General features: G+C 72.8%; 19 protein-coding genes. 9 read left to right on the plus strand and 10 right to left on the minus strand.

Going from position 1 to position 24,145, the window contains the following annotated elements; all coding sequences use genetic code 11:
• The first annotated feature begins 80 nt into the window (after positions 1–80).
• Positions 81–992 (plus strand): LysR family transcriptional regulator, encoded by a 912-nt coding sequence (locus SVTN_RS13635; RefSeq protein WP_041129333.1) that lies wholly within the window; start codon positions 81–83, stop codon positions 990–992.
• Between the two features lie 203 nt (positions 993–1,195).
• Positions 1,196–3,019 (plus strand): glycoside hydrolase family 3 protein, encoded by a 1,824-nt coding sequence (locus tag SVTN_RS13640; RefSeq protein WP_041129334.1) that lies wholly within the window; start codon positions 1,196–1,198, stop codon positions 3,017–3,019.
• Positions 3,020–3,070: 51 nt separating this feature from the next.
• Here the strand turns inward: SVTN_RS13640 and SVTN_RS13645 are convergent, their stop codons facing one another.
• From SVTN_RS13645 to SVTN_RS13660, 4 genes are all read right to left on the minus strand, one after another.
• A complete protein-coding gene (locus tag SVTN_RS13645; RefSeq protein ID WP_041129335.1) occupies positions 3,071–4,522 on the minus strand; it encodes an alpha/beta hydrolase family protein in 1,452 nt (483 codons plus the stop codon).
• Between the two features lie 99 nt (positions 4,523–4,621).
• Positions 4,622–5,026, minus strand: coding sequence for a hypothetical protein (locus tag SVTN_RS13650; protein ID WP_041129336.1), 405 nt, complete (start codon positions 5,024–5,026; stop codon positions 4,622–4,624).
• A 78-nt stretch (positions 5,027–5,104) separates the two neighbouring features.
• On the minus strand, positions 5,105–5,458 hold the full coding sequence (locus tag SVTN_RS13655; RefSeq protein WP_052499102.1) for a hypothetical protein: 354 nt from the start codon (positions 5,456–5,458) through the stop codon (positions 5,105–5,107).
• A 167-nt stretch (positions 5,459–5,625) separates the two neighbouring features.
• The gene (locus SVTN_RS13660) at positions 5,626–9,342 is read right to left on the minus strand and encodes an ABC transporter ATP-binding protein (protein WP_041133870.1); all 3,717 of its coding nucleotides are present in this window, start codon (positions 9,340–9,342) and stop codon (positions 5,626–5,628) included.
• Between the two features lie 171 nt (positions 9,343–9,513).
• Between SVTN_RS13660 and SVTN_RS13665 the strand changes: the two genes are divergently transcribed.
• Entirely contained in the window at positions 9,514–9,885 is a 372-nt protein-coding gene (locus SVTN_RS13665) for a hypothetical protein (protein WP_041129337.1), read from the plus strand.
• A 48-nt stretch (positions 9,886–9,933) separates the two neighbouring features.
• Here the strand turns inward: SVTN_RS13665 and SVTN_RS13670 are convergent, their stop codons facing one another.
• The 3 genes from SVTN_RS13670 to SVTN_RS13680 all read right to left on the minus strand — a co-directional run bounded on the left by SVTN_RS13670 (position 9,934) and on the right by SVTN_RS13680 (position 14,280).
• Complete coding sequence (locus SVTN_RS13670) at positions 9,934–11,616, minus strand: thiamine pyrophosphate-binding protein (RefSeq protein WP_041129338.1); 1,683 nt, start codon at positions 11,614–11,616, stop codon at positions 9,934–9,936.
• A gap of 136 nt (positions 11,617–11,752) precedes the next feature.
• Positions 11,753–12,730, minus strand: coding sequence for an agmatinase (speB, locus tag SVTN_RS13675; protein ID WP_041129339.1), 978 nt, complete (start codon positions 12,728–12,730; stop codon positions 11,753–11,755).
• Between the two features lie 71 nt (positions 12,731–12,801).
• The gene (locus SVTN_RS13680) at positions 12,802–14,280 is read right to left on the minus strand and encodes a sodium:solute symporter family protein (RefSeq protein WP_041129340.1); all 1,479 of its coding nucleotides are present in this window, start codon (positions 14,278–14,280) and stop codon (positions 12,802–12,804) included.
• Positions 14,281–14,444: 164 nt separating this feature from the next.
• On the opposite strand from SVTN_RS13680, the gene SVTN_RS13685 reads away from it, so the two are divergent.
• Positions 14,445–15,965, plus strand: coding sequence for a PucR family transcriptional regulator (locus tag SVTN_RS13685; RefSeq protein WP_052499103.1), 1,521 nt, complete (start codon positions 14,445–14,447; stop codon positions 15,963–15,965).
• Between the two features lie 16 nt (positions 15,966–15,981).
• Here the strand turns inward: SVTN_RS13685 and SVTN_RS13690 are convergent, their stop codons facing one another.
• On the minus strand, positions 15,982–16,587 hold the full coding sequence (locus tag SVTN_RS13690; protein ID WP_041129342.1) for a hypothetical protein: 606 nt from the start codon (positions 16,585–16,587) through the stop codon (positions 15,982–15,984).
• 162 nt (positions 16,588–16,749) lie between these two features.
• On the opposite strand from SVTN_RS13690, the gene SVTN_RS13695 reads away from it, so the two are divergent.
• The 4 genes from SVTN_RS13695 to SVTN_RS13710 all read left to right on the plus strand — a co-directional run bounded on the left by SVTN_RS13695 (position 16,750) and on the right by SVTN_RS13710 (position 20,994).
• Positions 16,750–17,934: a helix-turn-helix domain-containing protein gene (locus SVTN_RS13695; protein ID WP_041129343.1), complete on the plus strand. Its 1,185-nt coding sequence runs from the start codon at positions 16,750–16,752 to the stop codon at positions 17,932–17,934.
• Positions 17,935–18,005: 71 nt separating this feature from the next.
• The gene (locus SVTN_RS13700; protein ID WP_041129344.1) at positions 18,006–19,163 is read left to right on the plus strand and encodes an acyl-CoA dehydrogenase family protein; all 1,158 of its coding nucleotides are present in this window, start codon (positions 18,006–18,008) and stop codon (positions 19,161–19,163) included.
• A complete protein-coding gene (locus tag SVTN_RS13705) occupies positions 19,164–20,036 on the plus strand; it encodes an acyl-CoA thioesterase (protein WP_041129345.1) in 873 nt (290 codons plus the stop codon). It abuts the gene before it with no gap.
• A 19-nt stretch (positions 20,037–20,055) separates the two neighbouring features.
• Positions 20,056–20,994 carry a cation diffusion facilitator family transporter gene (locus SVTN_RS13710; protein ID WP_041129346.1) on the plus strand — a complete coding sequence of 313 codons (939 nt, stop codon included), beginning with the start codon at positions 20,056–20,058 and terminating at the stop codon, positions 20,992–20,994.
• A gap of 8 nt (positions 20,995–21,002) precedes the next feature.
• Here SVTN_RS13710 and SVTN_RS13715 read toward each other — a convergent pair whose 3' ends face one another.
• Both SVTN_RS13715 and SVTN_RS13720 read right to left on the minus strand, forming a co-directional pair.
• Positions 21,003–21,776: a phosphatase gene (locus SVTN_RS13715; protein WP_041129347.1), complete on the minus strand. Its 774-nt coding sequence runs from the start codon at positions 21,774–21,776 to the stop codon at positions 21,003–21,005.
• 74 nt (positions 21,777–21,850) lie between these two features.
• On the minus strand, positions 21,851–22,438 hold the full coding sequence (locus SVTN_RS13720) for an SACE_7040 family transcriptional regulator (protein WP_041129348.1): 588 nt from the start codon (positions 22,436–22,438) through the stop codon (positions 21,851–21,853).
• Positions 22,439–22,525: 87 nt separating this feature from the next.
• On the opposite strand from SVTN_RS13720, the gene SVTN_RS13725 reads away from it, so the two are divergent.
• Complete coding sequence (locus SVTN_RS13725; RefSeq protein ID WP_041129349.1) at positions 22,526–24,133, plus strand: carboxyl transferase domain-containing protein; 1,608 nt, start codon at positions 22,526–22,528, stop codon at positions 24,131–24,133.
• Positions 24,134–24,145 lie beyond the last annotated feature (12 nt).

Below are 24,145 nucleotides of genomic sequence, written 5' to 3' on the forward strand. Positions count from 1 at the left end.
CCGACCGTGTAGCACCAGCACAGGTCTCTTCATGATGGGATGAAGCATTCCTACATCGAGGACCCTTCAGGAGCTGCCCCGTGCTGGATCTCGGTCGTCTGCGCGCCCTGCACGCCGTCGCCGTCCACGGCAGTGTCGGCGCCGCCGCCACCGCCCTCGGCTACACCCCGTCCGCGGTCTCGCAGCAGATCGCGAAGCTGGAGCGGGAGACCCGTACGACCCTGCTCGAACGCAGCGGACGCGGCATCCGGCTCACCGACGACGCACATCAACTCGCCGCCACCGCCCGCCAGTTGCTGGCACTCGTCGAGGAGGCGGAGGTACGACTCGAAGAGCGGCGCGGCCGGCCCGCCGGGCGGCTCACGATCGCCTGCTTCGCGAGCGCGGCGCGCGGTCTGATGCCCCGGGTGCTCGCCGAGCTGGCCCGGCTCCACCCGGACCTCGACGCCCGCCTCTCGGAGGTGGACCCGCACCTCTCGGTCGACCTGGTGGCGCGGGGCGTGATCGACCTGGCGGTGGCGCACGACTGGGACATCGCGCCGCTGCCGGCGCCGCCGGGGGTCGAGCAGGTGGTCATCGGCGACGACCGGTGCGACATCCTCGTCCACCGGGACCATCCGCTGGCGGCGCGGGAGTCGGTGCGCCGGGAGGAGCTGGCGGCGGAGCGGTGGATCTCGCAGCCGCCGGGGACGGTCTGCCACGACTGGCTGACGCGGACGCTGCGGGCGACGGGGTACGAGCCGCTGATCGTCCATCAGGCCGAGGAGAACCACACGCAGGTGGCGCTGGTGGCGGCCGGTCTGGGGATCGCGCTCGTCCCGCGCCTGGGGCGCGGGGCGCTGCCGCCGGAGGTGGTGCCGGTGCGGCTCGACCCGGTGCCGACGCGCCGGCTGCACGCCATGTGGCGGACGGGTGCGGCGCGCCGCCCGGCGATCCGGGAGACGGTCCGTACGCTCCAGGAGCTCTGGCCCTCGATCGCCTCGGCCGGCTGAGTCGCCCTCGGCCGGCCGAGGTGTCCGTGGGTGACTGGGCGTCCGCGGTCGGCCGAGGCGTCCATGGGCGGCCGAGGCGTCCGTGGGCGACTGAGACGTCCGTGGGCGATTCCTGCGCGGAGCCTTGACCTGGCAGTTACTTTCGGGCTATCCGTGACGCCTTGGAAGTTTCCTTCAACCTTGCACGGCCGGAAGGAGCATCAGTGCACCACCGCGCCCCCGCCCCCTCCCGACGCACCCTCCTCACGGTGACCGCCGCAGCCGCCGCGGCGGCCGTCACCGGCACCCTCGCCCCCGCGGCCCATGCCGAATCGAACGACCTCGCGCTCCGGCGGATCATCGACCGGATGTCGCTCGAGGAGAAGGTCGGCCAGCTCTTCGTGATGCGGGTCTACGGGCACTCCGCCACCGCCCCCGACCAGGCCGACGTCGACGCCAACCTCGCCGAGATCGGCGTCCGCACCGCCGCCGAGCTGGTCGAGCGCTACCACGTGGGCGGGGTCATCTACTTCTCCTGGGCCCACAACACCCGCGACCCGCAGCAGATCGCCGAGCTCTCCAACGGCATCCAGCAGGCCGCGCTCGCGCAGCCCACCCCGGTCCCGGTGCTCATCTCCACCGACCAGGAGCACGGCATCGTCTGCCGGGTCGGCAAGCCCGCCACCCTGCTGCCCGGGGCGATGGCCCTCGGCGCCGGGGGTTCGCACGCGGACGCCCGCAAGGCCGCGCAGATCGCGGGCGAGGAGCTCGCCGCCCTCGGCATCCGGCAGAACTACGCCCCGGTCGCCGACGTGAACGTCAACCCGGCCAACCCCGTCATCGGGGTCCGCTCCTTCGGCTCCGACCCGCAGGCCGTCGCCGGTCTCGTCGCCGCCCAGGTCAAGGGGTACCAGCAGGCCGGGGTCGCGGCCACCTCCAAGCACTTCCCGGGCCACGGCGACACCGCCGTCGACAGCCACTTCGGCCTGCCGACGATCACCCACACCCGGGAGCAGTGGGCGGAGCTCGACGCGCCGCCGTTCCGGTCGGCGATCGACGCCGGCATCGACTCGATCATGACCGCGCACATCGTGGTCCCCGCGCTCGACCCCAGCGAGGACCCGGCGACGCTCTCCCGGCCCATCCTCACCGGCATCCTCCGCGAACAGCTCGGCTACGACGGCGTGGTGGTCACCGACTCCCTCGGCATGGAGGGCGTACGCACCAAGTACGGGGACGAGCGCGTCCCGGTCCTCGCCCTGAAGGCCGGCGTGGACCAGCTGCTCAACCCGCCGAAGCTCGACGTGGCCTGGAACGCCGTCCTGAAGGCCGTCAGGGACGGCGAACTGACGGAGGCCCGGCTCGACGAATCGATCCTGCGGATCCTGCGGCTCAAGGCGAAGCTGGGCCTCTTCCGGCAGGCGTACGCGACCCGGGCGGGCGTCGAGCGGGTGGTCGGCACCGAGGAGCACCTCGCCCACGCCGACCGGATCGCCGAGGCGACGACGACGCTCCTCCTCAACGAGGACGGCTTCCTGCCGCTGAATCCGGCCTCCCACGGCTCGGTCCTCGTCGTCGGCGCGGACCCGGCCTCACCGTCCGGTACGACGGGGCCGCCGACGAGGACGCTCGCGACGGCGCTGACGGAACTGGGCTTCACGGCGACGGCCCTGTCCACCGGGATCACGCCGACGGCGGCGAAGATCGAGGAGGCGGTGGCGGCGGCGGCCGGCAAGGACGTGGTGCTCGTCGGCACCTACAACGTCTCGGCCACGAGCCCGCAGCGGACGCTCGTGGCGCGGCTCGTCGCGACGGGGGTGCCGGTGGTGACGGTCGCGATCCGCAACCCGTACGACGTCGCGCGGCTGGGCGGCCAGCGGGCCACCCTCGCCGCGTACTCCTGGACGGACGTCGAACTCCGTGCGGCGGTCCGGGTCCTGGCCGGCAAGGCCCGGCCCCAGGGCCGGCTGCCGGTCCCGGTCCAGAGCGCGGAGGACCCGACGAAGGTGCTGTATCCGGTGGGGTACGGGCTGTCGTACGAGCGCTAGCGGTGAGCAGGGGGTGCGCCCGACGGGCGCACCCCCTGCTCGTACCGGAAGTTACGGCCGGAGGCCGTGCTCCCGGGTCGTGTCCTCGTCGACCGGCTGGTCGACGCGCGCGTCGAAGCGCGCCAGCGGCTGGGCCGCCTGGACCGCCGGGGCGGAGACGCCCGCCCACTCCAGGATGCGGGCCGTGGCGTTCGTGCGCTCGGACTCGACGAGTCCGGCGACGTTCGCGCCGTGGTTCATGCCCGGCGCCACGTACACGTACGAGTCACGCGCGCCCTTGTCGACGCGGAACTGCTCGGAGCCCCACGGGTCGTTGCCGCCGTAGACGAAGAGCATGTGGTTCGCGTTCTTGCGGACCCAGTCGTCGACGTCGCGCATGACCCACGGCTTGAACTTCATCGGGATCGAGCTCGGCACGAAGCTGCTGGCCGGCTGGTAGCCGTAGCGGGTCAGACCGTCGAGGTGCGGCTGCTTGATGGTGGGCGAGCCGAGCTCGGTGGCCGCCTGGTAGTAGTACGGCGTGTAGTACTCCAGGCCCTGGTCGGTGTACGCGGACCAGCCGGAGTACGCGTCGATCGTGTCGTACACGACGTCGTCGCTCGCGGTCGCCGCGTCCGGGATCTGGTCGCAGACGTCCTGGCCGTAGTACTGCCAGAAGCCCCACACGAAGTCGAGGACGACGGCCTCGTACGCCTTGTCGAGCGAGCCGACCGTGTTGAAGGTGGCGCCCTCGGACTCGGCCCAGGCCTTGTACTTCTTCTCCAGCGGCTCGCGGCGGACGAGGGCCTCGCGCTGCATGTTGTTCAGGCGGTCGCGGCAGTCCTTCGTGCCGACGGTCTCGAAGAACCGGTCGTAGGCCGAGTCCTCCTTGTTGACCACGTCGTTCGGGGCCACATACGCGACGACGCCGTCCATGTCGCGCGGGTAGAAGCGCTCGTAGTACGTGGCGGTCATGCCGCCCTTGGAGCCGCCGGTGGCCAGCCAGTTCTTCCCGTAGATCGACTTCAGCGCCGTGTAGATGCGGTGCTGGTCGCTGGCGGCCTGCCAGATGTCCAGCTTCGACCAGTCGGCCGGCGCCGGGCGGGACGGCGTGAAGAAGCGGTACTCCATGGAGACCTGGTTGCCGTCGATGATCCGGGTCGGCTCGGTCCGGCTCGGCGTGGTGTTCAGCCCGTAGCCGCTGGTGCGGAAGACGGTGGGGCGGCTCGTGTCCTTGTGGAGGATCGAGATCCGCTGCTGGAACGTGCCCAGCCACGGGCGCTTGTGGTCGATCGGCTGCTCGTAGTTGAGGACGAAGTAGCGGTAGCCCGCGTACGGCTTCTCCTCGATCAGGCTCATCCCGGGGATCGCCAGGATGCGGTCCTTGATGTCGGTGCTCGTGCTCTGCGAGTCGACGACGGCCGCGCTGCCGGTCTCCGTGTCCGCGGCGGTGGCCACACCGGACGACCCGACGGTGCCTATGAGCACCGAAAGCGACAGCGCCCATCTCAGCGACTTGCGCATTCACCCTCCCCTTGGTTCACAACGGTGTCGCGAACCTAGCGGGGACAACGTGCGGACCGCCAGACCCAGTTGATCCTTACTCTTGGACTTTCCTGTACATCAGCACAGGATCCAGCCCGTCGCCGTCCCCCGGCCCGCCACCGAACCGGTCGCCCGGACGCAGCGGTTGAGCGCGTGGACGGTCAGGGGGCCCGCCTGCCGGTCGAAGCGGCCCGACCGGACGACGGGGTGGCCGCCGCGCGGCTGGAGCGAGACGGCCATCGGGCGGCGGGGGCCCGGCCGTTTGGCGACGGTGACGGCGCAGACGTACTGGCGGGTCCGGTAGAGGCGCAGCTCGCCGGTGGCGAAGGCGATCGTCCGGGTGGGCCGGCCGTGGCAGACGGAGGCGGCGTCGGCGGTCCCGCCGCCGGGCCCCGGGCCGGGGAGGAGGAGCAGCGCGAGGGCGGCGAGGAGCGGGACGAGCACGCGGGCGAGTGCGCGGGACGTGCCGGTGTCCGTGGTCATGCGTTCCCCTCCCGGGCGAGTCGTCGTACGGCCGTACGACGCACGAGGTCCCGGAATGGTTGCCTCCGCATGTATCCGTCAGCCGAAGGTCGTCATGACCAGCAGCAGGAAGACGAACTCCGCGCCGAGCTGGGTCCAGACCGCGGCCCGACGGACGGTGGCGCGGTCCGCACCCTGGGCGATCGCGAAGGCCACGGCCGCCAGCACCAGGCTCACGACGTACGGGTAGCCCGGGGTGGAGCCGCAGCCCTCCCCGTACGTGATGCAGCGGCCCGCGTTCTCCGCGGTGAGGGCGACGATTCCGGCGAGCACGGTCGCCGGGACGAACAGCCCGGCCCCGATCAGGGAGCGCTTCCGGAGGCGCGCGCCCTCGACGTCCGGCGGGGTGACGGGGACGGGCGAGGCGGCGTGGGCGCGGGGGTCGTGGCTCATGTCCCCGATTCAAGCCCGCGGGACGGCGGCGGGGGATCCGCCGGGGTACTCACCCGGCGGATCCCCCGTACTCAGACGCGGTCCCGGACCAAGCCTCAGACGCGGTCCCGGACCAGGTCTCAGACGCGGTCCCGGGCCAAGCCTCGGACGCGGTCTCGGGCCAGGTCTCAGACCCGCTCCGGCTCCGCCTCCCCGATGAACGTGTTCCACAGCGTCGCGTACCGGCCGCCCAGGGCCAGGAGTTCGTCGTGGGTGCCGTCCTCCGCGACCCGGCCGTGGTCCATCACGACCACCCGGTCCGCGCGCGCGGCCGTCGTCAGGCGGTGGGCGACGACGAGGGTCGTGCGGCGGCCCGCGAGGCGGTCGGTGGCCTGGTTGACCTGGGCCTCGGTCGCCAGGTCCAGGGCCGCCGTGGCCTCGTCCAGGAGCAGGATGTCCGGGTCGACGAGCTCGGCGCGGGCGAGGGCGATCAGCTGGCGCTGTCCGGCGGAGAGGTTGCGGCCGCGCTCGGCGACCTCGTGGAGGTAGCCGCCGTCGAGGGTGGCGATCATGTCGTGCGCGCCGACCGCGCGGGCCGCCGCCTCGACCTCGGCGTCGGTCGCCTCGGGGCGGCCGTACGCGATGGCGTCGCGGATCGTCCCGGCGAAGAGGTACGCCTCCTGGGGGACGACGCCGAGCCGGTGGCGGTACGCGGTGAGGTCGAGGTCCCGCAGGTCGGTGCCGTCGGCGGTGACCCGGCCGCCCGTCGGGTCGTAGAACCGGGCGACCAGCTTGACCAGCGTGGACTTGCCGGCGCCGGTCTCGCCGACGAAGGCGACGGTCTGCCCGGCGGGGATCCGCAGATCGATCCCGGTGAGGGCCTCTTCCTCGTCGCCGTACGCGAAGGAGACGTCCTCGAAGGCGATCTCGCCGCGCAGCGACAGCACGTCCAGGGGCGCGTCGGCGGCGGCCGTCGACGTCGGCTCCTGGAGGAGCTCCTGCATGCGCTTCAGCGAGACGGCGGCCTGCTGGTAGCCGTCGAAGACCTGCGAGAGCTGCTGGACGGGCGCGAAGAAGAGGTCGATGTAGAGGAGGTAGGCGACGAGGGCGCCGGTGGTGAGGGTGCCGGCCTCGATCCGGTTCGCGCCGACGATCAGGACGGCGGCGGCCGCGACCGAGGACAGCAGGGTCACGAAGGGGAAGTAGACCGAGATCAGCCACTGGCCCCGGACGCGCGCCTCGCGGTACGAGTCGCTGCGCTCGGCGAACCGGGCCGCGCCCGAGCGCTCGCGGCGGAAGGCCTGCACGATCCGCAGGCCGGAGACGGACTCCTGGAGGTCGGCGTTGACGACGCTGATCCGCTCGCGCGCCAGCTCGTACGCCTTCACGCTGGAGCGGCGGAAGTAGTACGTGCCGATGGCGAGGACCGGCAGGGTCGCGAAGACGACCAGGGCGAGCTGGAGGTCGAGCACGAGCAGCGCGACCATGATCCCGAAGAAGGTCACGACCGAGACGAAGGCGGTGACCAGGCCCGTCTGCAGGAAGGTCGACAGGGCGTCGACGTCCGTGGTCATCCGGGTCATGATCCGGCCGGTGAGCTCGCGCTCGTAGTAGTCGAGGCCGAGCCGCTGGAGCTGGGCGAAGATCTTCAGGCGCAGCGCGTACAGGACCCGCTCGCCGGTGCGGCCGGTCATCCGGGTCTCGGCGGTCTGCGCGACCCACTGCACGAGGACGGTGACCAGGGCGAGCGCGGAGGCCGCCCACACGGCGCCGATCGCGAGCCGGTTCACGCCCTCGTCGATGCCGTGCCGGATCAGGACCGGGAGCAGCAGGCCCGCGCCCGCGTCGAGGGCGACAAGACCGAGGCTGATGAGCAGCGGGACGCCGAAGCCGCGGAGGAGACGGCGCAGGCCGTACGCGTCCTCGGGCGACACGGCGCGGGCCTCGTCGATGTCGGGGGTGTCGGTGGCCGGCGGCAGCGCCTCGACGGCGGCGAGCAGCTCGGGGGTGGCCCCGGGCGCGGGGGTCTCGCGGCCGGTGGTCTCGTCCCGTACCCACAGGGTCGGGGTGATGCCCCGCTCGGCGTCGAACTCGGCGTCCAGCTCGGCCCGCAGCGTGCGGTCCTCGGGGAGCTCGTCCGGCGGCGTGAGGTGGCCGGGCGAGACGGCGCCGAGCTCCTCGGGGTCGGTGAGGAGGCGGCGGAAGAGCGGGGAACGCTGCTCCAGCTCGGCGTGGGTGCCGATGTCGGCGAGGCGGCCGTCCTCCAGGACGGCGATGCGGTCGGCGAGGCCGAGGGTGGAGCGGCGGTGTGCGATGAGCAGGGTCGTACGGCCCGCCATCACGGACTTGAGGGCCTCGTGGATCTCGTGCTCGACCTTGGCGTCGACGGCCGAGGTGGCGTCGTCGAGGAGGAGCAGCCGGGGGTCGGTGAGGATCGCGCGGGCGAGGGCGACGCGCTGGCGCTGGCCGCCGGAGAGGGTGAGGCCGTGCTCGCCGACCTTGGTGTCGTACCCCTCGGGGAGCTCGGCGATGAAACGGTCCGCCTGGGCGGCGCGGGCGGCGGTCTCGATCTGCTCGCGGGTGGCGTCGGGGACGCCGTACGCGATGTTCGCGGCGACCGTGTCCGAGAAGAGGAAGGAGTCCTCGGGGACGAGGCCGACGGCGGCGCGCAGCGAGTCGAGGGTGAGCTCGCGGACGTCGTGGCCGCCGACGAGGACGGCGCCGTGGGTGACGTCGTAGAAGCGGGGCAGGAGGAGGGAGACGGTCGACTTGCCGGAGCCGGAGGCGCCGACGACGGCGACGGTCTCGCCCGGCTGGATCTCCAGCGAGAAGCCGTCAAGCACGGGCCGCCCGTCTTCATAGGCGAAGGACACGTCGTCGAACTCGACGGTCGCGGGCGCGTCGGCGGGCAGCTCCTTGGTGCCGTCCTTGATCACCGGCTCGGTGTCGATGAGGTCGTAGACCCGCTCGACGCCGGCGCGGGCCTGCTGGCCGACGGTGAGGACCATGGCGAGCATGCGGACCGGGCCGACGAGGGAGGCCAGGTAGGAGGAGAAGGCGACGAAGGTGCCGAGGGTGATCTGGTGCCGGTAGGCGAGCCAGCCGCCGAGCGCGAGGACGGCGACCTGGCCGAGGGCGGGTACGGCCTGGAGGGCCGGCGTGTACTTCGAGTTCAGCCGGATCGTCCGCAGGCGCCCCGCGAACAGCTTCCGCCCGGCCTCGCGGATCTTGCCGGTCTCCTGGTCCTCCTGGCCGAAGCCCTTCACGACCCGGACGCCGGTCACGGCCCCGTCGACGACCCCGGCGACGACGGCGGCCTGCTGCTGCGCGTGCCAGGTCGCCGGGTGGAGACGGGTGCGGCTGCGCTTGGCGATCCACCAGAGGGCGGGGGCGACGGCGAGCGCGACGAGGGTGAGCGGGATCGACAGGTAGGCCATGACGGCCAGCGAGATGAGGAAGAGCAGGATGTTCCCGATCGTCATCGGGAGCATGAAGAGGAGGCCCTGGATCAGCTGGAGGTCGCTGGTGGCCCGCCCGACGACCTGCCCGGTGGACAGCTCGTCCTGCCGCCGCCCGTCGAGCCGGGTGACGGTGCCGTACATGTCGATGCGCAGGTCGTGCTGGACGTCGAGGGCGAGACGGCCGCCGTAGTAGCGGCGGACGTAGGTGAGGGCGTAGACGAGGACGGCGGCGCCTATGAGCAGGCCGGTCCAGACCGCGAGGGACCTGGTCTTCGTCCCGATGACGTCGTCGATGATCACCTTGGTGACGAGCGGCACGAGCGCGAGCACGGCCATGCCCGCCAGGGAGGACCCGAGCGCGAGCAGTGTGTTCGCCTTGTACCGCCACGCGTACCCGGCCAGCCTGCGCGCCCAGCCCTGCTGTTTCTCCCCGACCGCCGCCACGAAGGCCTCCCGCTCGTCCTGGTCTACCGGAAGGCCCAACACGGCCGACGTGCGATTTCATCCCGCCGCAACAAATACGGGCCTTCGGTCCTAGGACCGGCCCCGGGCGGGTAGGGAATCCCTGGCCCCGCCGGACGAGCGGTGCCGTGGGTGGAGCGGAAGGGGAGGTCCGTGGGGAAGGTCGAGGACGGGAAGCCGTACCAGTGGGGACGGCTGTACGCGGCGCTGCGGGCGGTGCACGGGTTCGCGGCGACCGGGCGGGTGACGCCGGCGACAGACCGGGAGCTGAGGGACACGGCCAGCAGACCGCGGTCGGTCTTCGAGGGCTTCCTGCGGAACGCGGGCCTCGACGTCTTCGCCGCCCGGCAGCGGGGCGGGCTCGTCGCCGAGGCGGCGGCGGTGGCCTTCGCCGACGTGGCGCGGCTGATACCCCCGCGGCGCATGGACACCGACCAGATCACCGCCCAGGCGGCACATTTCCGCCAGGGGTACGAGGCGCAGCTCGCCGAGTACCGGAAGGCCTGGGAGGGGCTCGTCGACTGAGCGGGCGGTCCCGCCCGGCCCCCACGGCCGGGCGGGTCGCCGCGCCCGTCAGAGGTGCGTCGGCTCGAACATCCGCAGCAGCGCCGGGAGGACCACCACCGACGGGCCCGGGGTCGCGAGGGCCTTCGTCAGGTCCTCCGTCAGGGACTCCGGGGTCGTCAGGGTCGCCGGGACGCCGAAGGACTCGGCGAGGGCCACGAAGTCCGGGCGGGACAGTTCGGTGGCCGTGGCCTCGCCGAACGCGCCCGTCATGTACTCGCGCAGGATCCCGTACCCGCCGTCGTCGACGATCAGCCAGGTCACGTCGAGGCCGTACTGCTTCGCCGTCGCCAGCTCCGCGATCGAGTACATCGCGCCGCCGTCGCCGGAGACCGCGAGGACCGGCCGGGACGGGTCCGCGGCGGCCGCGCCGAGGGCGGCGGGGAAGCCGTAGCCGAGGCCGCCCGCACCCTGGGCCGAGTGCATCGTGTTCGGGTGCCGCGCGTCGAAGGCCGACCACGCCCAGTACGCCAGGATCGTCATGTCCCAGAAGCTCGGCGCCCGGTCCGGGAGCGCCTCCCGCACGGCCGCGACGATCCGCTGCTCCAGGCCGAGGTCCTGGGCCGCGATCCGGTCCCGGACCTTGCCCAGGACCGCCGAGACCCGCTCCGGGGCCGTCGGGTCCGTACGCTCCTCGACCGTCTCCAGGAGGGCCTGGAGCGCGAGGCGGGCGTCCGCGTGGATGCCGAGCGCCGGGTGGTTGGACTCCAGCTTGCCCGCGTCGGCCTCGATCTGGATCACCCGGCCGCGCGGGGCGAACGTGTGGTAGTTCGAGGACAGCTCGCCGAGGCCCGAGCCGACGACGAGGAGGACGTCGGCGTCCTCCAGGAAGTCCGTGGTGTGCCGGTCCTCCAGCCAGGACTGGAGCGACAGCGGGTGCTCCCACGGGAAGGCGCCCTTGCCGCCGAAGGTGGTGACGACGGGCGCGTCGATCTTCTCGGCGAGCGCGAGGAGCTTGCCGGAGGCGTCGGAGCGGACGACGCCGCCGCCCGCGATGATCGCGGGCCGCTCGGCGTTCGCCAGGAGGTGCGCCGCGACCGCCGTCAGCTCGGGGCGCGGGACGACGTCCTCGGGGGTCGCGTCCATGGCCGTGACGACGGGGATCGTCGTCTCCGCGAGGAGGACGTCCTGCGGGATCTCCACCCAGACCGGGCCGTGCGGGGCGGTGAGCGCCGACTCCCAGGCCGCCGCGATCGCGGACGGGATCTGGGACTGCGTACGGACCGTGTGGACGGACTTCACGACGTCGCGGAACGAGGCCTGCTGGTCGCGGAGCTCGTGGAGGTAGCCGTGCCGGCCGCCGCCGAGCCCGGCCACCGGGATCTGGCTGCCGATCGCGAGGACGGGGGCGGAGGCGGCGGCCGCCTCCTGGAGCGCGGCGAGCGACATGAGCGCGCCGGGGCCGGTGGAGAGCAGCAGCGGGGCGGCCTCGCCGGTGATCCGGCCGTAGGCGTCGGCGGCGAAGCCGGCGTTGTTCTCGACGCGGAGGCCGACGTAGCGGAGGTCGCTGCGGCGCAGGGCGTCGAACATGCCGAGGGCGTGCTGGCCGGGGAGGCCGAAGACCGTCGTGGCGCCGAGGCCGGTGAGGGTCTCTACGACGAGGTCGCCGCCGTTGCGCCCCTTGGGCGGGTTGAGGGCCGCCTCGGTCTGGGCGACCGTGGGCCGCAGCACGAGGTCGTGGTCGTGGGTCATGGTCGTCCCTTGGCGTGGCTCGGTGGTCGGGTGCGGGCCGGTGGTCGGGTGGTGCCCACCCGTTCCGCCCTGCGGAACGTATGCCCACCACCCGACGGCGGCGCGGGCGGGCGAAGCCCGACCCGCGCCGAAGGAACTACTTCGCGTCGCGCGCCGCGGCGATCTGGCGGGACATGATCGTCGTCAGTTCGTACGCCGTGTGCGACGCGGCGACCGCCGTGATCTCGGCGTGGTCGTACGCCGGGGCGACCTCGACGACGTCGGCGGAGACCAGGTTGCAGGAGGAGAGGCCGCGGAGGATCTCCAGGAGCTCGCGGGAGGTCATGCCGCCGGCCTCGGGGGTGCCGGTGCCGGGGGCGTGGGCCGGGTCGAGGCAGTCGATGTCGATGGAGATGTACAGCGGGCGGTCGCCGATGCGCTGGCGCAGCTGGTCGGCGACCTCGTCGGCGCCGCGGCGGTAGACGTCGGAGGACGTCACGATGCCGAAGCCGAGCTTCTCGTCGTCGGTGAGGTCCTGCTTGCCGTAGAGCGGGCCGCGGGTGCCGACGTGGGAGAGGGCGGAGGTGTCGAGGATGCCTTCCTCGACGGCGCGGCGGAACGGGGTGCCGTGGGTGTACTCGGCGCCGAAGTAGGTGTCCCAGGTGTCGAGGTGCGCGTCGAAGTGGAGCAGGGCGACGGGGCCGTGCTTCTTGGCGACGGAGCGCAGCAGCGGCAGGGCGATGGTGTGGTCGCCGCCGAGGGTCATCATGCGGGCGCCGGTGCCGAGGAGGTCGTCGGCGGCGGCCTCGATGGTCTCGACGGCCTCGTTGATGTTGAACGGGTTGGCGGCGATGTCGCCGGCGTCCGCGACCTGGGCGAGGGCGAACGGGGAGGCGTCCTGCGCGGGGTTGTAGGGGCGCAGGAGGCGGGAGGCCTCGCGGATGGCGTTGCCGCCGAAGCGGGCGCCGGGGCGGTAGGAGACGCCGGTGTCGAAGGGGACGCCGACCACGGCGACGTCGGCGGTGCCGACCTCGTCGAGGCGCGGCAGCCGGGCGAACGTCGCGGGACCGGCGTACCGCGGGATGCGGGACGAGTCGATCGGGCCGCGGAAGGCGTTCTGGTCGCTGCTGCTCATGGTCGGGGTCCTCCTGGGTGCTTCTCGGTGGGCCGGGCGTCGGGTCGCGACGCCCGGGGCGTGGGCCGCCGTCAGGCGGTGACGGGTGCCGGGTCCGTGGACTCGGGCGCGGTCTCGGTCGGGGTCTCCTGGCCGGCCAGCCGGGCGCGCCAGTTCGCGAGCACGGTGGCGTCCGTCGGGCGGGTGGCCAGGGAAACGATCACATATGCGGCGAGCGAGGCCAACAAACCGTAGTAAACAGGCTCATTTGCCAAGATTCCGTAAGTCCACATCAGGCCAATGACGGCCAGGCCGCCGACGGTGACCGCGGCGAGCGCGCCCTGGACGGTGCCGCGGCGCCAGAGCAGGCCGCCGAGGATGGGCACGAGGAGCCCGCCGACCAGCAGGTTGTAGGCGACGGTGAGGGCCTGGACGACGTCGTTGAGGGCGATGGCGATGAGGATGACGGCGACGCCCATGATGAGGATGAAGAGGCGGTTGCCCTTCACTTCGTCGTGGTCGTTCTCGTCCTTCTTGGCGACGGAGCCGCGCAGGCGTGACCAGATGTCGTTGTTGGCGACGGTGGCACAGGCGATGAGGGCGCCGGAGGAGGTCGACATCACGGCGGCGAGCGCGGCGGCGAGGACGAGGCCCCGGACGCCCATCGGCAGCTCGTCCTTGACGATGGTGGCGAAGGCGTCGTCGGCGCTGGGCAGCTTCGGGTAGAGGACCTTGGCCGCGGTGCCGATGACGGCTCCGGCGAGGGCGTACGCCAGACAGTAGGTGCCGGCGACGGTGCCGCCCCACTTGGCGACCTTGTCGGTGCGGGCGGTGAAGACCCGCTGCCAGATGTCCTGGCCGATGAGCATGCCGAAGGTGTAGATCAGCACGTACGTGAAGATCGTCTCGCCGCCGATGCCGAGGGGCTCGAAGTACGAGGTGGGCAGCGCCTCGCGCATGCCCTCGAAGCCGCCGGCCTTGATCACGGCGATCGGCAGCAGCAGGAGCAGCACGCCGATGGTCTTCACCACGAACTGCACCATGTCGGTGATCGTGATGGACCACATGCCGCCGAGGGTCGAGTACGCGACGACGATGGTGCCGCCGAGGACGATCGCGAGGGTCCGGGGCAGGTCGAAGAGGACGTCGAAGATCGTGGCGTACGCGATGGTCGAGGTGACCGCGAGCATCAGCGTGTACGCCCACATCACGACGCCCGAGATGACGCCGGCCTTGCCGCCGTAGCGCAGGTCGAGCATCTCGGAGACGGTGTAGACCTTCAGCCGGGCGATGCGGGCGGAGAAGAACACGCTCAGCGCGAGCAGGCCGAGGCCGATGGCGAAGACCATCCAGGCGCCGGAGAGGCCGTACTTGTAGCCGAGGCCGACGCCGCCGATGGTGGAGGCGCCGCCGAGGACGATGGCGGCCATCGTCCCGGAGTACATCCAGGGCCCGAGGCGGCGGCCGGCCACCAGGAACTCGCTCTTGGACTTGGCGCGGCGCATGCCCCACCAGCCCATCGCGAGCATGCCGGCCAAGTACAGGACGATCACTGTGTAGTCGACGGCCATGGGGCCCTCCTTCTTCTCACCTCGGTGGCGTGTCGTGCGGGGGAAGTGCCCAGGTGCTGATCGCGGGGACATCCGCCCGTACCCGCGGCCCTGGGATGAGAACGACAGTAAGTGGCCGGAAAGCGACCTTGAAGTGTACGTTTCCTCCACTGTCCTGGCGGGGGATGTACGAAGGATCCATGCCGATGCCCCCGACGCCCCCCGCGGAGCCGAGCTCCACTCCCCCGGCGCCCCCCGTGTCGCTCGCCGCGCTGCTCGCCCGCCCCGACCTGGGCCTGCGGCTGCTCGCCGGGCCCGAGGACGTACCGCTGCACTGGGTGCACACCTCGGAGATGGCCGACCCGTACCCGTATCTGCTCGGCGGCGAGCTGCTCATGACGGCCGGCGTGCAGCTCACCGACCCGGCGCACTACGTCGAGCGGGTCGTGGAGGCGGGGGCGGCGGCGCTCGCCTTCGGGGTGACGCCGGTGTACGACACGGTGCCGCCGGAGCTCGTCGCCGCGTGCGAGCGGCACGGCCTGCCTCTCGTGGAGGTCCCTCCCCGGACCCCGTTCACGGCGGTGGCGCGAGCGCTGTGGCGGCTGATGGCGGAGGCCCGGCTGCACGAGCTGCGCCGGGTGACCGAGGCCCAGCAGTCCCTGGCGGCGGCCGCGGCCCGGCCGGCCCCGGTCCCGGCGGTGCTCGGCGCGCTCGCCTCGCGGCTCGGCGGGCGGGCGGTGCTGTTCGGGGCGGACGGCACGGAGTCGGCGGCGGCCGGCCGGGAGGTCCCGGCGGAGGCGGCACGGGCCCTGCGGGACCTGGCGGGGGTGCTCGGGCCGCGCCCGGGCGGACCGGCGTCGGCGAGCGGGGACGGCGGCGGGCTGCGGCTCGCCGCGTACGCGCTCGGCGGCGGGGAGGGCCTGACGCTGGGGGTGGCGACGGAGCGGCGCGGCCCGGGCGACCACACGATCGCGGGCGTCGCGGTGGTCCTGCTCTCCCTGCTCACGGCCCCGCACCGGGGCGCGGACGTGACCGTACGGGACGGAGCCCTGGTCCGGCTGCTGCTCGGCGCGCCCCCGGCGGAGGTCGCGGGCGCGCTGGGCCCGGGCCCCTGGACGGTGGTCCACGCGCGCGGCGGCGACGGCACCCCGTTCGCGGCGGCGAGCCTGGCGGCGGCGCTGGGGACCCCGCTGGTGGCCGCGGACGTGGCCACGGGCCCGACACCGGCGGGCCCCGGCGCGGGCCCGGACGCCCCGGGCGCCGTGCGCCCCGGCACCGTGCGCCTCCTCCTCCCCTCCTCCGCTCCCGTCACCGCCCAGCAGGGCTGGACCCTCGGGGCGAGCGCCCCCGTCGCGGCCTCGGAGCTCGCCGCCGGGGACGCGCAGGCGGCGCGGGCGCTGCGCAGGGCGGAGGCCTCGCGGGCGGCGCTCGTCCGGCACCGCTCCAACGGTTTCGCCGCGCTCGTCGACCACGACGAGGCCGCCGCCTACGCCCGTACCCTCCTCGCTCCGCTCACCGAAGCCCTGGCCGAGACGCTCCGGGTCTGGCTCTCCCTCCACGGCAGCTGGGACCGAACGGCGGTGGCCCTGGACATCCACCGGAACACCGTCCGTCAGCGCATCGCCCGCTGCGCGGCGCTCCTCGACCGGGACCTGGACGACCCGGACGTACGGATGGAGCTGTGGTTCGCGCTCCGCACGCGGTGACCCGCGCGGTCCCCCGTCACCAGAGCTTGTTCACCGCCGTCTTCGCCGTCGTGCGGAAGGCGGACAGCGGGGCGTCCTTCAGGTCGCCCATCTGGCCCCAGCGGACGAAGGTGACGGTGCGGCCGTCGCGGCCGACGGAGAACAGGTGGATGTCGGTGTTGCCGATCTGCGGGTCGGCGGTGTCCAGGCTGTAGACCCAGGCGCCCTCCTCCACGGCGATCTTGCCGTGGTAGGCGCTGACGGCGTGCAGGCCCGGGTTCTGCCGCTCCAGGAGGGGGCCGCAGCCGGCGAGGGACTTGCGGAGGGTGTCGACCAGCTTCACCGCGTCGGCCTCGGTGCGGGCGACGGTGGTGATCTGGACGCCGTTGGTGTCGAGCTCGGTGGTGAACTCGCGGTAGCGGGTGTTCTGCGCCGGGATCTTGTACGGGGCGCAGAGGGCGCCGCCGTTCTCCGGGACACCGGTGAAGACGCGGGTGGCGGTCCACGGCGTCGACGACGCCGGCATCTGGGCGGCGGAGAGGAAGGCGGGCTGGGCGGCGGCCTGCGCCGGGGCGGCGGCGAGGGCGGCGAGGCCCAGAGCGGCAGCGGCGGTGGCCGCGAGTGCGGTACGGAGCTTGTTCACGGTGGTGGATCCCCCGTCGGGTCGTTCGGTCAGTGCTCCACCACCCTCGGGCCCCCGCCCACTCCGGGCAACGGTGCCACGCCCCTCACCCGTCCCGGAACCATTCCACCCCCTCTGACGTGGGAGGACGCAAGAGGGGTGGAACGAGCGGGGGATGGGTCGATGGGTGAGGTCGAGGAGTTCGCGGCACGGGTGCGCGCGCTGAAGACGCGCGACGGGCGCAGTTACGAGGCGCTGGGGCGGCGCCTCGGGGTCAGCGCCTCCACGCTGCACCGTTACTGCTCCGGTGCGGCCGTCCCGGAGTCCTTCGCCGTCGTCGAACGCCTGGCCCGGCTGTGCGGGGCCGCCGCGGACGAGATCCGGGAGCTGGAGGAGCACTGGCGACGCGCGGACCTCGTCCGCAGGCCCCCGGCGGAGCCGGTCGCGAAGCCGGTCGCGGCGGCCGGGGGTCCGTCGGTCGCGAAGCCGGTCGCGGAGCCGGTCGCGGCAGCCGGGGGCCCGTCGGTCGCGGCGCCCGCAGAACCGCCCGCGGCCGTGATGGCCGCCCTCGATCCCGCCCCGGCCCCCGCCCCGACCCGCCGCAGGCCCTGGCTCGTCGTCGGTGCCGTGGCCGCCGTCGTGGCGCTCGTGGTCGGGGCCGTCCTGCTGCCCGGGCGCGGCCGGGAGCCGGAGGACCGCGCGGGGACGGACACGGCGCCCCCGTTCACGTACACCGTCGCCTCGCACCTCTGGGAGAACGGCTGCGGCCACACCTATCTCGCCGACCGGCCCCCGGCGCGGGTCGGCGCTCCCCCGGCGCCGGTCGACGCCGCCCGGTGGGCCGGGGCGCTCGGTGCCGTGCACGGCGGGCAGACGCTCGTCCGGCTCTCGGTGCAGGGGAAGGGGGCCTCCGCCGTGGTCCTCCAGGGGCTGCACGTGCGCGTGGTGGGGCGGGCGGCGCCGCTGTCCTGGGGGGCGTACCGCATGGACGACGGCTGCGGCGGGGCCGTCACCCCCCGCCGGTTCGCCGTGGACCTCGACGCGCCGCGCCCGCTGGCCCGGCCGGTCGACGGGTACGACGCCTCGGGGGAGGAGGGCCGGACGATCCCGGCCGTCTCGTTCCCCTACGCCGTCACCGCGGCCGAGCCCGAGGAGCTGCTGGTCTCCGCCCGCACGGTCGGCTGCGACTGCCGCTGGTTCCTGGAGCTGGAGTGGAGCTCGGAGGGGCGCAGCGGTGTGGCGAGGATCGCCGATGAGGACGGGCAGGCCTTCCGTACGAGCGGGCGGGCGAAGGGGAGCCCGGTCCACGCCTACGACGCGGCGAAGGGGCTCTGGATCACAGGCTCGGAGTCTGGACAGGGTGGGTGACTGCTGGGTAACTTCGAACAGAACACCCTGAGCAAGCGCTTAGACAACCGGCAGCGACAAGGAGGCGGCTCGTGCGCCGTACCGTATTCAACGAGGACCACGAGGCGTTCCGGGAGACCATCCGCGCCTTCATCGAGGCCGAGGTCGTCCCCGTCTACGACGAGTGGTTCGCCGCGGGTCAGGCGCCGCGCGAGTTCTACGACAAGCTCGGCGAGCTCGGCATCTTCGGCATCAACGTGCCCGAGGAGTTCGGCGGCGCGGGCCTGGACACCCACAAGTTCGAGGCCGTCCTGTACGAGGAGACCTCGCGCGCCGGCGTCCAGTTCGGCGGCTCCGGCGTCCACGTGCTGCTCGCCCTGCCGTACATCAAGATGCTCGCCACCGACGAGCAGAAGAAGCGCTTCCTGCCGAAGTTCGTCACCGGCGAGGAGATGTGGGCGCTCGCCATGACCGAGCCGGGCACCGGCTCCGACGTCGCGGGCATGAAGACCACCGCCAAGCTCTCCGAGGACGGCACCCACTACGTCCTCAACGGCGCCAAGACCTTCATCACCGGTGGCGTCCACGCCGACCGCGTGATCGTCTGCGCCCGCACCTCCGCGCCGTCCGAGGACGACCGCCGCTTCGGCATCTCCCTCTTCGCCGTGGACACCAAGTCCGAGGGCTACTCCATCGGCCGCAAGCTGGACAAGCTCGGCCTGCGCACCTCCGACACGGCCGAGCTGGCCTTCGTCGACGTCAAGGTGCCCGCCGAGGACCTGCTCGGCGAGGAGGGCAAGGGCTTCTACTACCTCGGCCACAACCTGGCCTCCGAGCGCTGGGGCATCGCCTTCGGCGCCTACGCCCAGGCCAAGGCCGCCGTCCGCTTCGCCCAGCAGTACGTCACGGACCGCACGGTCTTCGGCAAGCCGGTCGCCTCCTTCCAGAACACCAAGTTCGAGCTGGCCGCCTGTCAGGCCGAGGTCGACGCCGCCGAGGCCGTCGCCGACCGCGCCCTGGAGGCCCTGGACGCGGGCGAGCTGTCCCCCGCCGAGGCCGCCAGCGCCAAGCTGTTCTGCACCGAGGTCGCGCACCGCGTCATCGACCGCTGCCTCCAGCTGCACGGCGGCTACGGCTACATGAACGAGTACCCGATCGCCCGCCTGTACGCCGACAACCGCGTCAACCGCATCTACGGCGGCACCAGCGAGATCATGAAGTCGATCATCGCCAAGTCGATGGGCCTGTAAGTGCCCGACGCACCTACGGCACTGGATGACCTGCTCGATCTGCTCGACCTGGAGCGGATCGAGCAGGACATCTTCCGGGGCGAGTCCCGGCCCTCGATCGTCCCCCGCGTCTTCGGCGGCCAGGTGGCCGCCCAGGCGCTCGTGGCGGCGGGCCGGACCGTCCCGGCCGACCGGCTCGCCCACTCGCTCCACGCGTACTTCCTGCGCGCGGGCGACCCGGGCGCGCCGATCGTCTACACGGTCGACCGCATCCGCGACGGCCGCTCCTTCACCACCCGCCGGGTCGTCGCCGTCCAGCACGGGCAGCCGATCTTCCACCTGTCGGCGTCCTTCCAGACGTACGAGGAGGGGCTCGACCACCAGGTCGAGATGCCGGCCGCGCCGGACCCGGAGTCGCTGGAGACGCCGGCCGAGATGCTGCCCCGCCACCTCCCCCGCGAGGTCGCGGACCGGCTGATCGAGGCGCGGGCGGCGGTGGACCTGCGCTATGCCGAGACGCCCCCGTGGGGGACGGTCGGGCAGCCGCGCGAGCCGCGCTCACAGGTCTGGTTCCGCACCAACGGCAAACTGGCCGACGACCCCCTGCTGCACGTCGTCCTCGCCACGTACGTCTCCGACATGACGCTGCTCGACTCGATCCTGCTCGCGCACGGACGGGGCGGCTGGGCGGTGGGCGACGTCGTGGGGGCCTCACTGGACCACGCCATGTGGTTCCACCGCCCCTTCCGGGCCGACGAGTGGCTCCTGTACGACCAGGAGTCCCCGACCTCGTCCGGCGGGCGCGGTCTCGGGCAGGCCCGGATCTTCACGCAGGACGGGCGGCTGGCGATCTCCGTCATCCAGGAGGGTGTCGTTCGCGTCCCGCGCCGATGATCGGACATACCGTCCGAACATGGCGGAACAGGGAGAGAGCACCTTCACGGTGATCGTGGCGGCGGCGGCGAACCTCGGGATCGCCGTCGCCAAGGCCGTCGCGGGCCTGGTCAGCGGATCGAGCGCGATGCTCTCGGAGGCCGCCCACTCGGTCGCCGACACCGTCACCGAGGTCCTGCTGCTCACCGCGCTGAAGCGGAGCGACAGGCCGGCCGACGAGGACCATCCCGTCGGCTACGCGGGCGAGCGCTACGTCTGGGCGCTGCTGGCCGCGGTCGCCACCTTCGTCGGCGGCGCGGTCTTCTCGATCTACGACGGGATCCACACCCTCACCCACGGCGAGGAGCTCGGCGACCCGCTGGTCTCGTACATCGTCCTGGGCATCGCCTTCCTCCTGGAGGGCTTCTCGCTTCGCACCGGCATCAAGCAGGTCAGGGCGGAGGCGGAGCGGATGAAGGCCCCCTTCGCCCAGTACCTCCGGCGGACGCCCGACACCACCGTCAAGGCGGTCGTGATGGAGGACTCTGCCGCCCTCGCCGGCCTCATGCTGGCGGCGGGCGGCCTGCTCGGCGTCCAGATCACCGGCTCCGGCGTCTGGGACGGCGTCGCCTCGATCCTCATCGGCATCCTGCTCGTGTACGTGGCCTGGGTCCTGGGCCGCTCCAACGCCGAACTCCTCATCGGCCGCCCCGCCCCGCGCCGCATGCGCGACGGCATCCGCGAGGAACTGCTCTCCGTCCCCCACGTCATCGACGTCCTCGACCTGATCACCCTGATCCAGGGCCCCGGCGAGGTCATGGTCGCGGCGAAGATCGACTTCCGGGACGTGTCGTCGGCGGCACAGGTGGAATGGGCCTGCGAGGACGCGGAGTCCCAGCTCAGGGAGCGGTTCCCGGCGATCCGCCGGGTGTACCTGGACCCGACGCCGGGGGTGGAACAGCGCCGGGCCGCCCCCTGACCGGGGGCTCAGGCAAGCCCCGCCGCGTTCAGCGTGTACGCCGTCAGGGGCTCGTAGAAGCGGGGGTCCAGGACGTGGTCGTCCAGGGGGATCGTGACCTGCATCGTGCCCTCCGCCTCGCCGATGAAGAGCGCGGGGTCGTTGCAGTCCGCGTAGCCCACGGAGTCGATGCCCCGCTGGCCCGCGCGGCCGGCCCAGCCGTGGTCCGCGATCACCAGGTCCGGGCGGCCGTCCTCGCCGAGGGCGTCGAGGATCGCGTTCATCGGCTCCGGGGAGTGGGTGTGCCACAGGCTCGCGCCGCGCTCGAAGACGGCGACGTCGGCGAACTGCACGACGTACCCCTCGTCGGCGACGAGCCCGCCGGGGATCCGGACGATGTCGCAGCCCTGGGCCCGCAGCGCGGCGGCGACCCGGCTGTGGACGTCGATGAGCGAGCCGGGGTGACCGGTGGCGAAGAGGACCCGCTCGCGGCCCGCGGCGGCCTTGCGGAGGCGCGCGGCCATCCGGTCGAGGCCGTCGACGGTGAGTTCGGGGTCGATGGTGTCCTGGCCGACCCGGTGGGCGGGGTCGTCGACGACGCCGCACCGCTCGGCCATCACGGCGAGCACGTCCTGCTCGTCGGTCCAGCGGTCGCCGAGTTCGAGGCCGAGCCAGTAGTGCCGGTCGCCGTTGGCGAGCTTGCGGTAGTGGGAGAGGTTGTTGTCGCGCGGGGTGGCGACGTCTCCCGCGATCCGGGTGCGGACGAGGTGCTCGACGAGGGCGGGGCGGCTGAGTATCGGCATGGGGTTCATTCTGTCGGAGCCGCCTTGCCGATCGGTAAACGTTTCGGCCCTCGGACCGGAGGACCCCGCGCGCCCTACGCGCCCAGCGCGCCGAACGCTCCGTGTGCCAGCCGCCGCAGCAGGTCCTCCATCGGCCCGCGGCCGAGGGCGGCCAAGTGCGGGGTCGAGTTGAGCAGGCCGAAGACCGCGTGGACGGCCGTGCGGGACTCGGACTCGCCCGCGTCGGGGTACAGCTCGCGGACGACCGCGACCCACAGTTCGACGTACTGCCGCTGGAGCTGCCGGACCCGCTTGCGGTCCTCGTCCTTGAGCCGGTCCAGCTCGCGGTCGTGGAGGGTGATCAGCGGCCGGTCGTCGAGGGCGAAGTCGATGTGCCCGTCGATGAGGGAGCCGAGGAGGACGACCGGATCCCCGTCGGCCTCGGCCACGCGCAGCTGCCCGCCGGACAGGAGCCGCTCGCTGATGCCCACCAGGAGCTCCGCGAGCATCGCGTCCTTCCCGGGGAAGTGGCGGTAGAGGCCGGGGCCGCTGATGCCGACCGCGGCTCCTATCTCGTCCACGCCCACCCCGTGGAACCCGCGCTCGGCGAAGAGGCGGGCGGCCTCCTTGAGGATCTGCTCGCGGCGGGTCGGCGCGTCGATCCGCGTCGGGCTGGTGGTCATGCAATCGATTCTAGACAACCCGGTTAGCGGTCGTTAACCTGGGCGACATACGTTAACGCTCATTAACCGAGCAAGGGAGCCCGGAGGATGCAGCAGGCACCTGTGCTGACGAGCGCGGCGGATCCCGCGTCCGCGGCCTGGCAGGCCAACGAGGCGGCCCATCACGAGCTGGCGGCGACCCTGCGCGCCAAGCTCGCGGCGGCCGCCCTGGGCGGCGGTGAGAAGTCCCGGGCGCGGCACACCGCGCGCGGCAAGCTGCTGCCCCGGGACCGGGTGGACACGCTGCTCGACCCGGGCTCGCCGTTCCTGGAGCTGGCGCCGCTCGCGGCGAACGGCATGTACGGCGACCAGGCCCCGGCGGCCGGTGTCATCGCGGGCATCGGCCGGGTCAGCGGGCGCGAGTGCGTGATCGTCGCGAACGACGCGACCGTCAAGGGCGGCACGTACTACCCGATGACCGTGAAGAAGCACCTGCGGGCGCAGGAGGTCGCGCTCGAGAACCGTCTCCCCTGCCTCTATCTCGTCGACTCGGGCGGCGCCTTCCTGCCGATGCAGGACGAGGTCTTCCCGGACCGCGAGCACTTCGGCCGGATCTTCTTCAACCAGGCCCGGATGTCCGGCGCCGGCATCCCGCAGATCGCGGCCGTCATGGGCTCCTGCACGGCGGGCGGCGCGTACGTCCCGGCGATGAGCGACGAGGCCGTGATCGTACGGAACCAGGGCACGATCTTCCTGGGCGGTCCGCCGCTCGTGAAGGCGGCGACCGGCGAGGTCGTCACGGCCGAGGAGCTCGGCGGCGGCGAGGTCCACTCCCGGATCTCCGGCGTCACCGACCACCTGGCGGAGGACGACGCGCACGCCCTGCGGATCGTGCGGAACATCGTGGCGACCCTCCCCGAGCGCGGGCCGCTGCCCTGGAAGGTCGAGCCGGCCGAGGAGCCGAAGGTCGACCCGTACGGTCTTTACGGGGCCGTGCCCGTCGACTCCCGCACCCCCTACGACGTGCGCGAGGTCATCGCCCGGATCGTGGACGGCTCCCGCTTCCAGGAGTTCAAGTCGGAGTACGGGCAGACGCTCGTCACCGGCTTCGCCCGGATCCACGGCCACCCGGTCGGCATCGTCGCCAACAACGGCATCCTGTTCGCCGAGTCCGCCCAGAAGGGCGCGCACTTCATCGAGCTGTGCGACCAGCGCGGCATCCCGCTGGTGTTCCTGCAGAACATCACCGGCTTCATGGTCGGCAAGGCGTACGAGCACGGCGGCATCGCCAAGCACGGCGCGAAGATGGTGACGGCCGTGGCCACGACCCGCGTCCCGAAGCTGACCGTGGTCGTCGGCGGGTCGTACGGCGCGGGCAACTACTCGATGTGCGGCCGGGCGTACTCCCCCCGCTTCCTGTGGATGTGGCCCAACGCCAAGATCTCGGTCATGGGCGGCGAGCAGGCCGCGTCCGTGCTCGCGACCGTCAAGCGCGACCAGCTCGGCGACGAGTGGAGCGCGGAGGACGAGGAGGCCTTCAAGGCTCCGATCCGCGAGCAGTACGAGAGCCAGGGCAACGCCTACTACGCGACCGCCCGGCTGTGGGACGACGGGGTCATCGACCCGCTGGAGACCCGGCAGGTCCTCGGCCTCGCCCTGACCGCCTGTGCCAACGCGCCCCTGGGTGACCCCCAGTTCGGCGTCTTCCGGATGTGAAGGGCTCCCAGG

It is taken from the genome of Streptomyces vietnamensis, assembly GCF_000830005.1.
Taxonomy (GTDB): Bacteria; Actinomycetota; Actinomycetes; order Streptomycetales; family Streptomycetaceae; genus Streptomyces; species Streptomyces vietnamensis.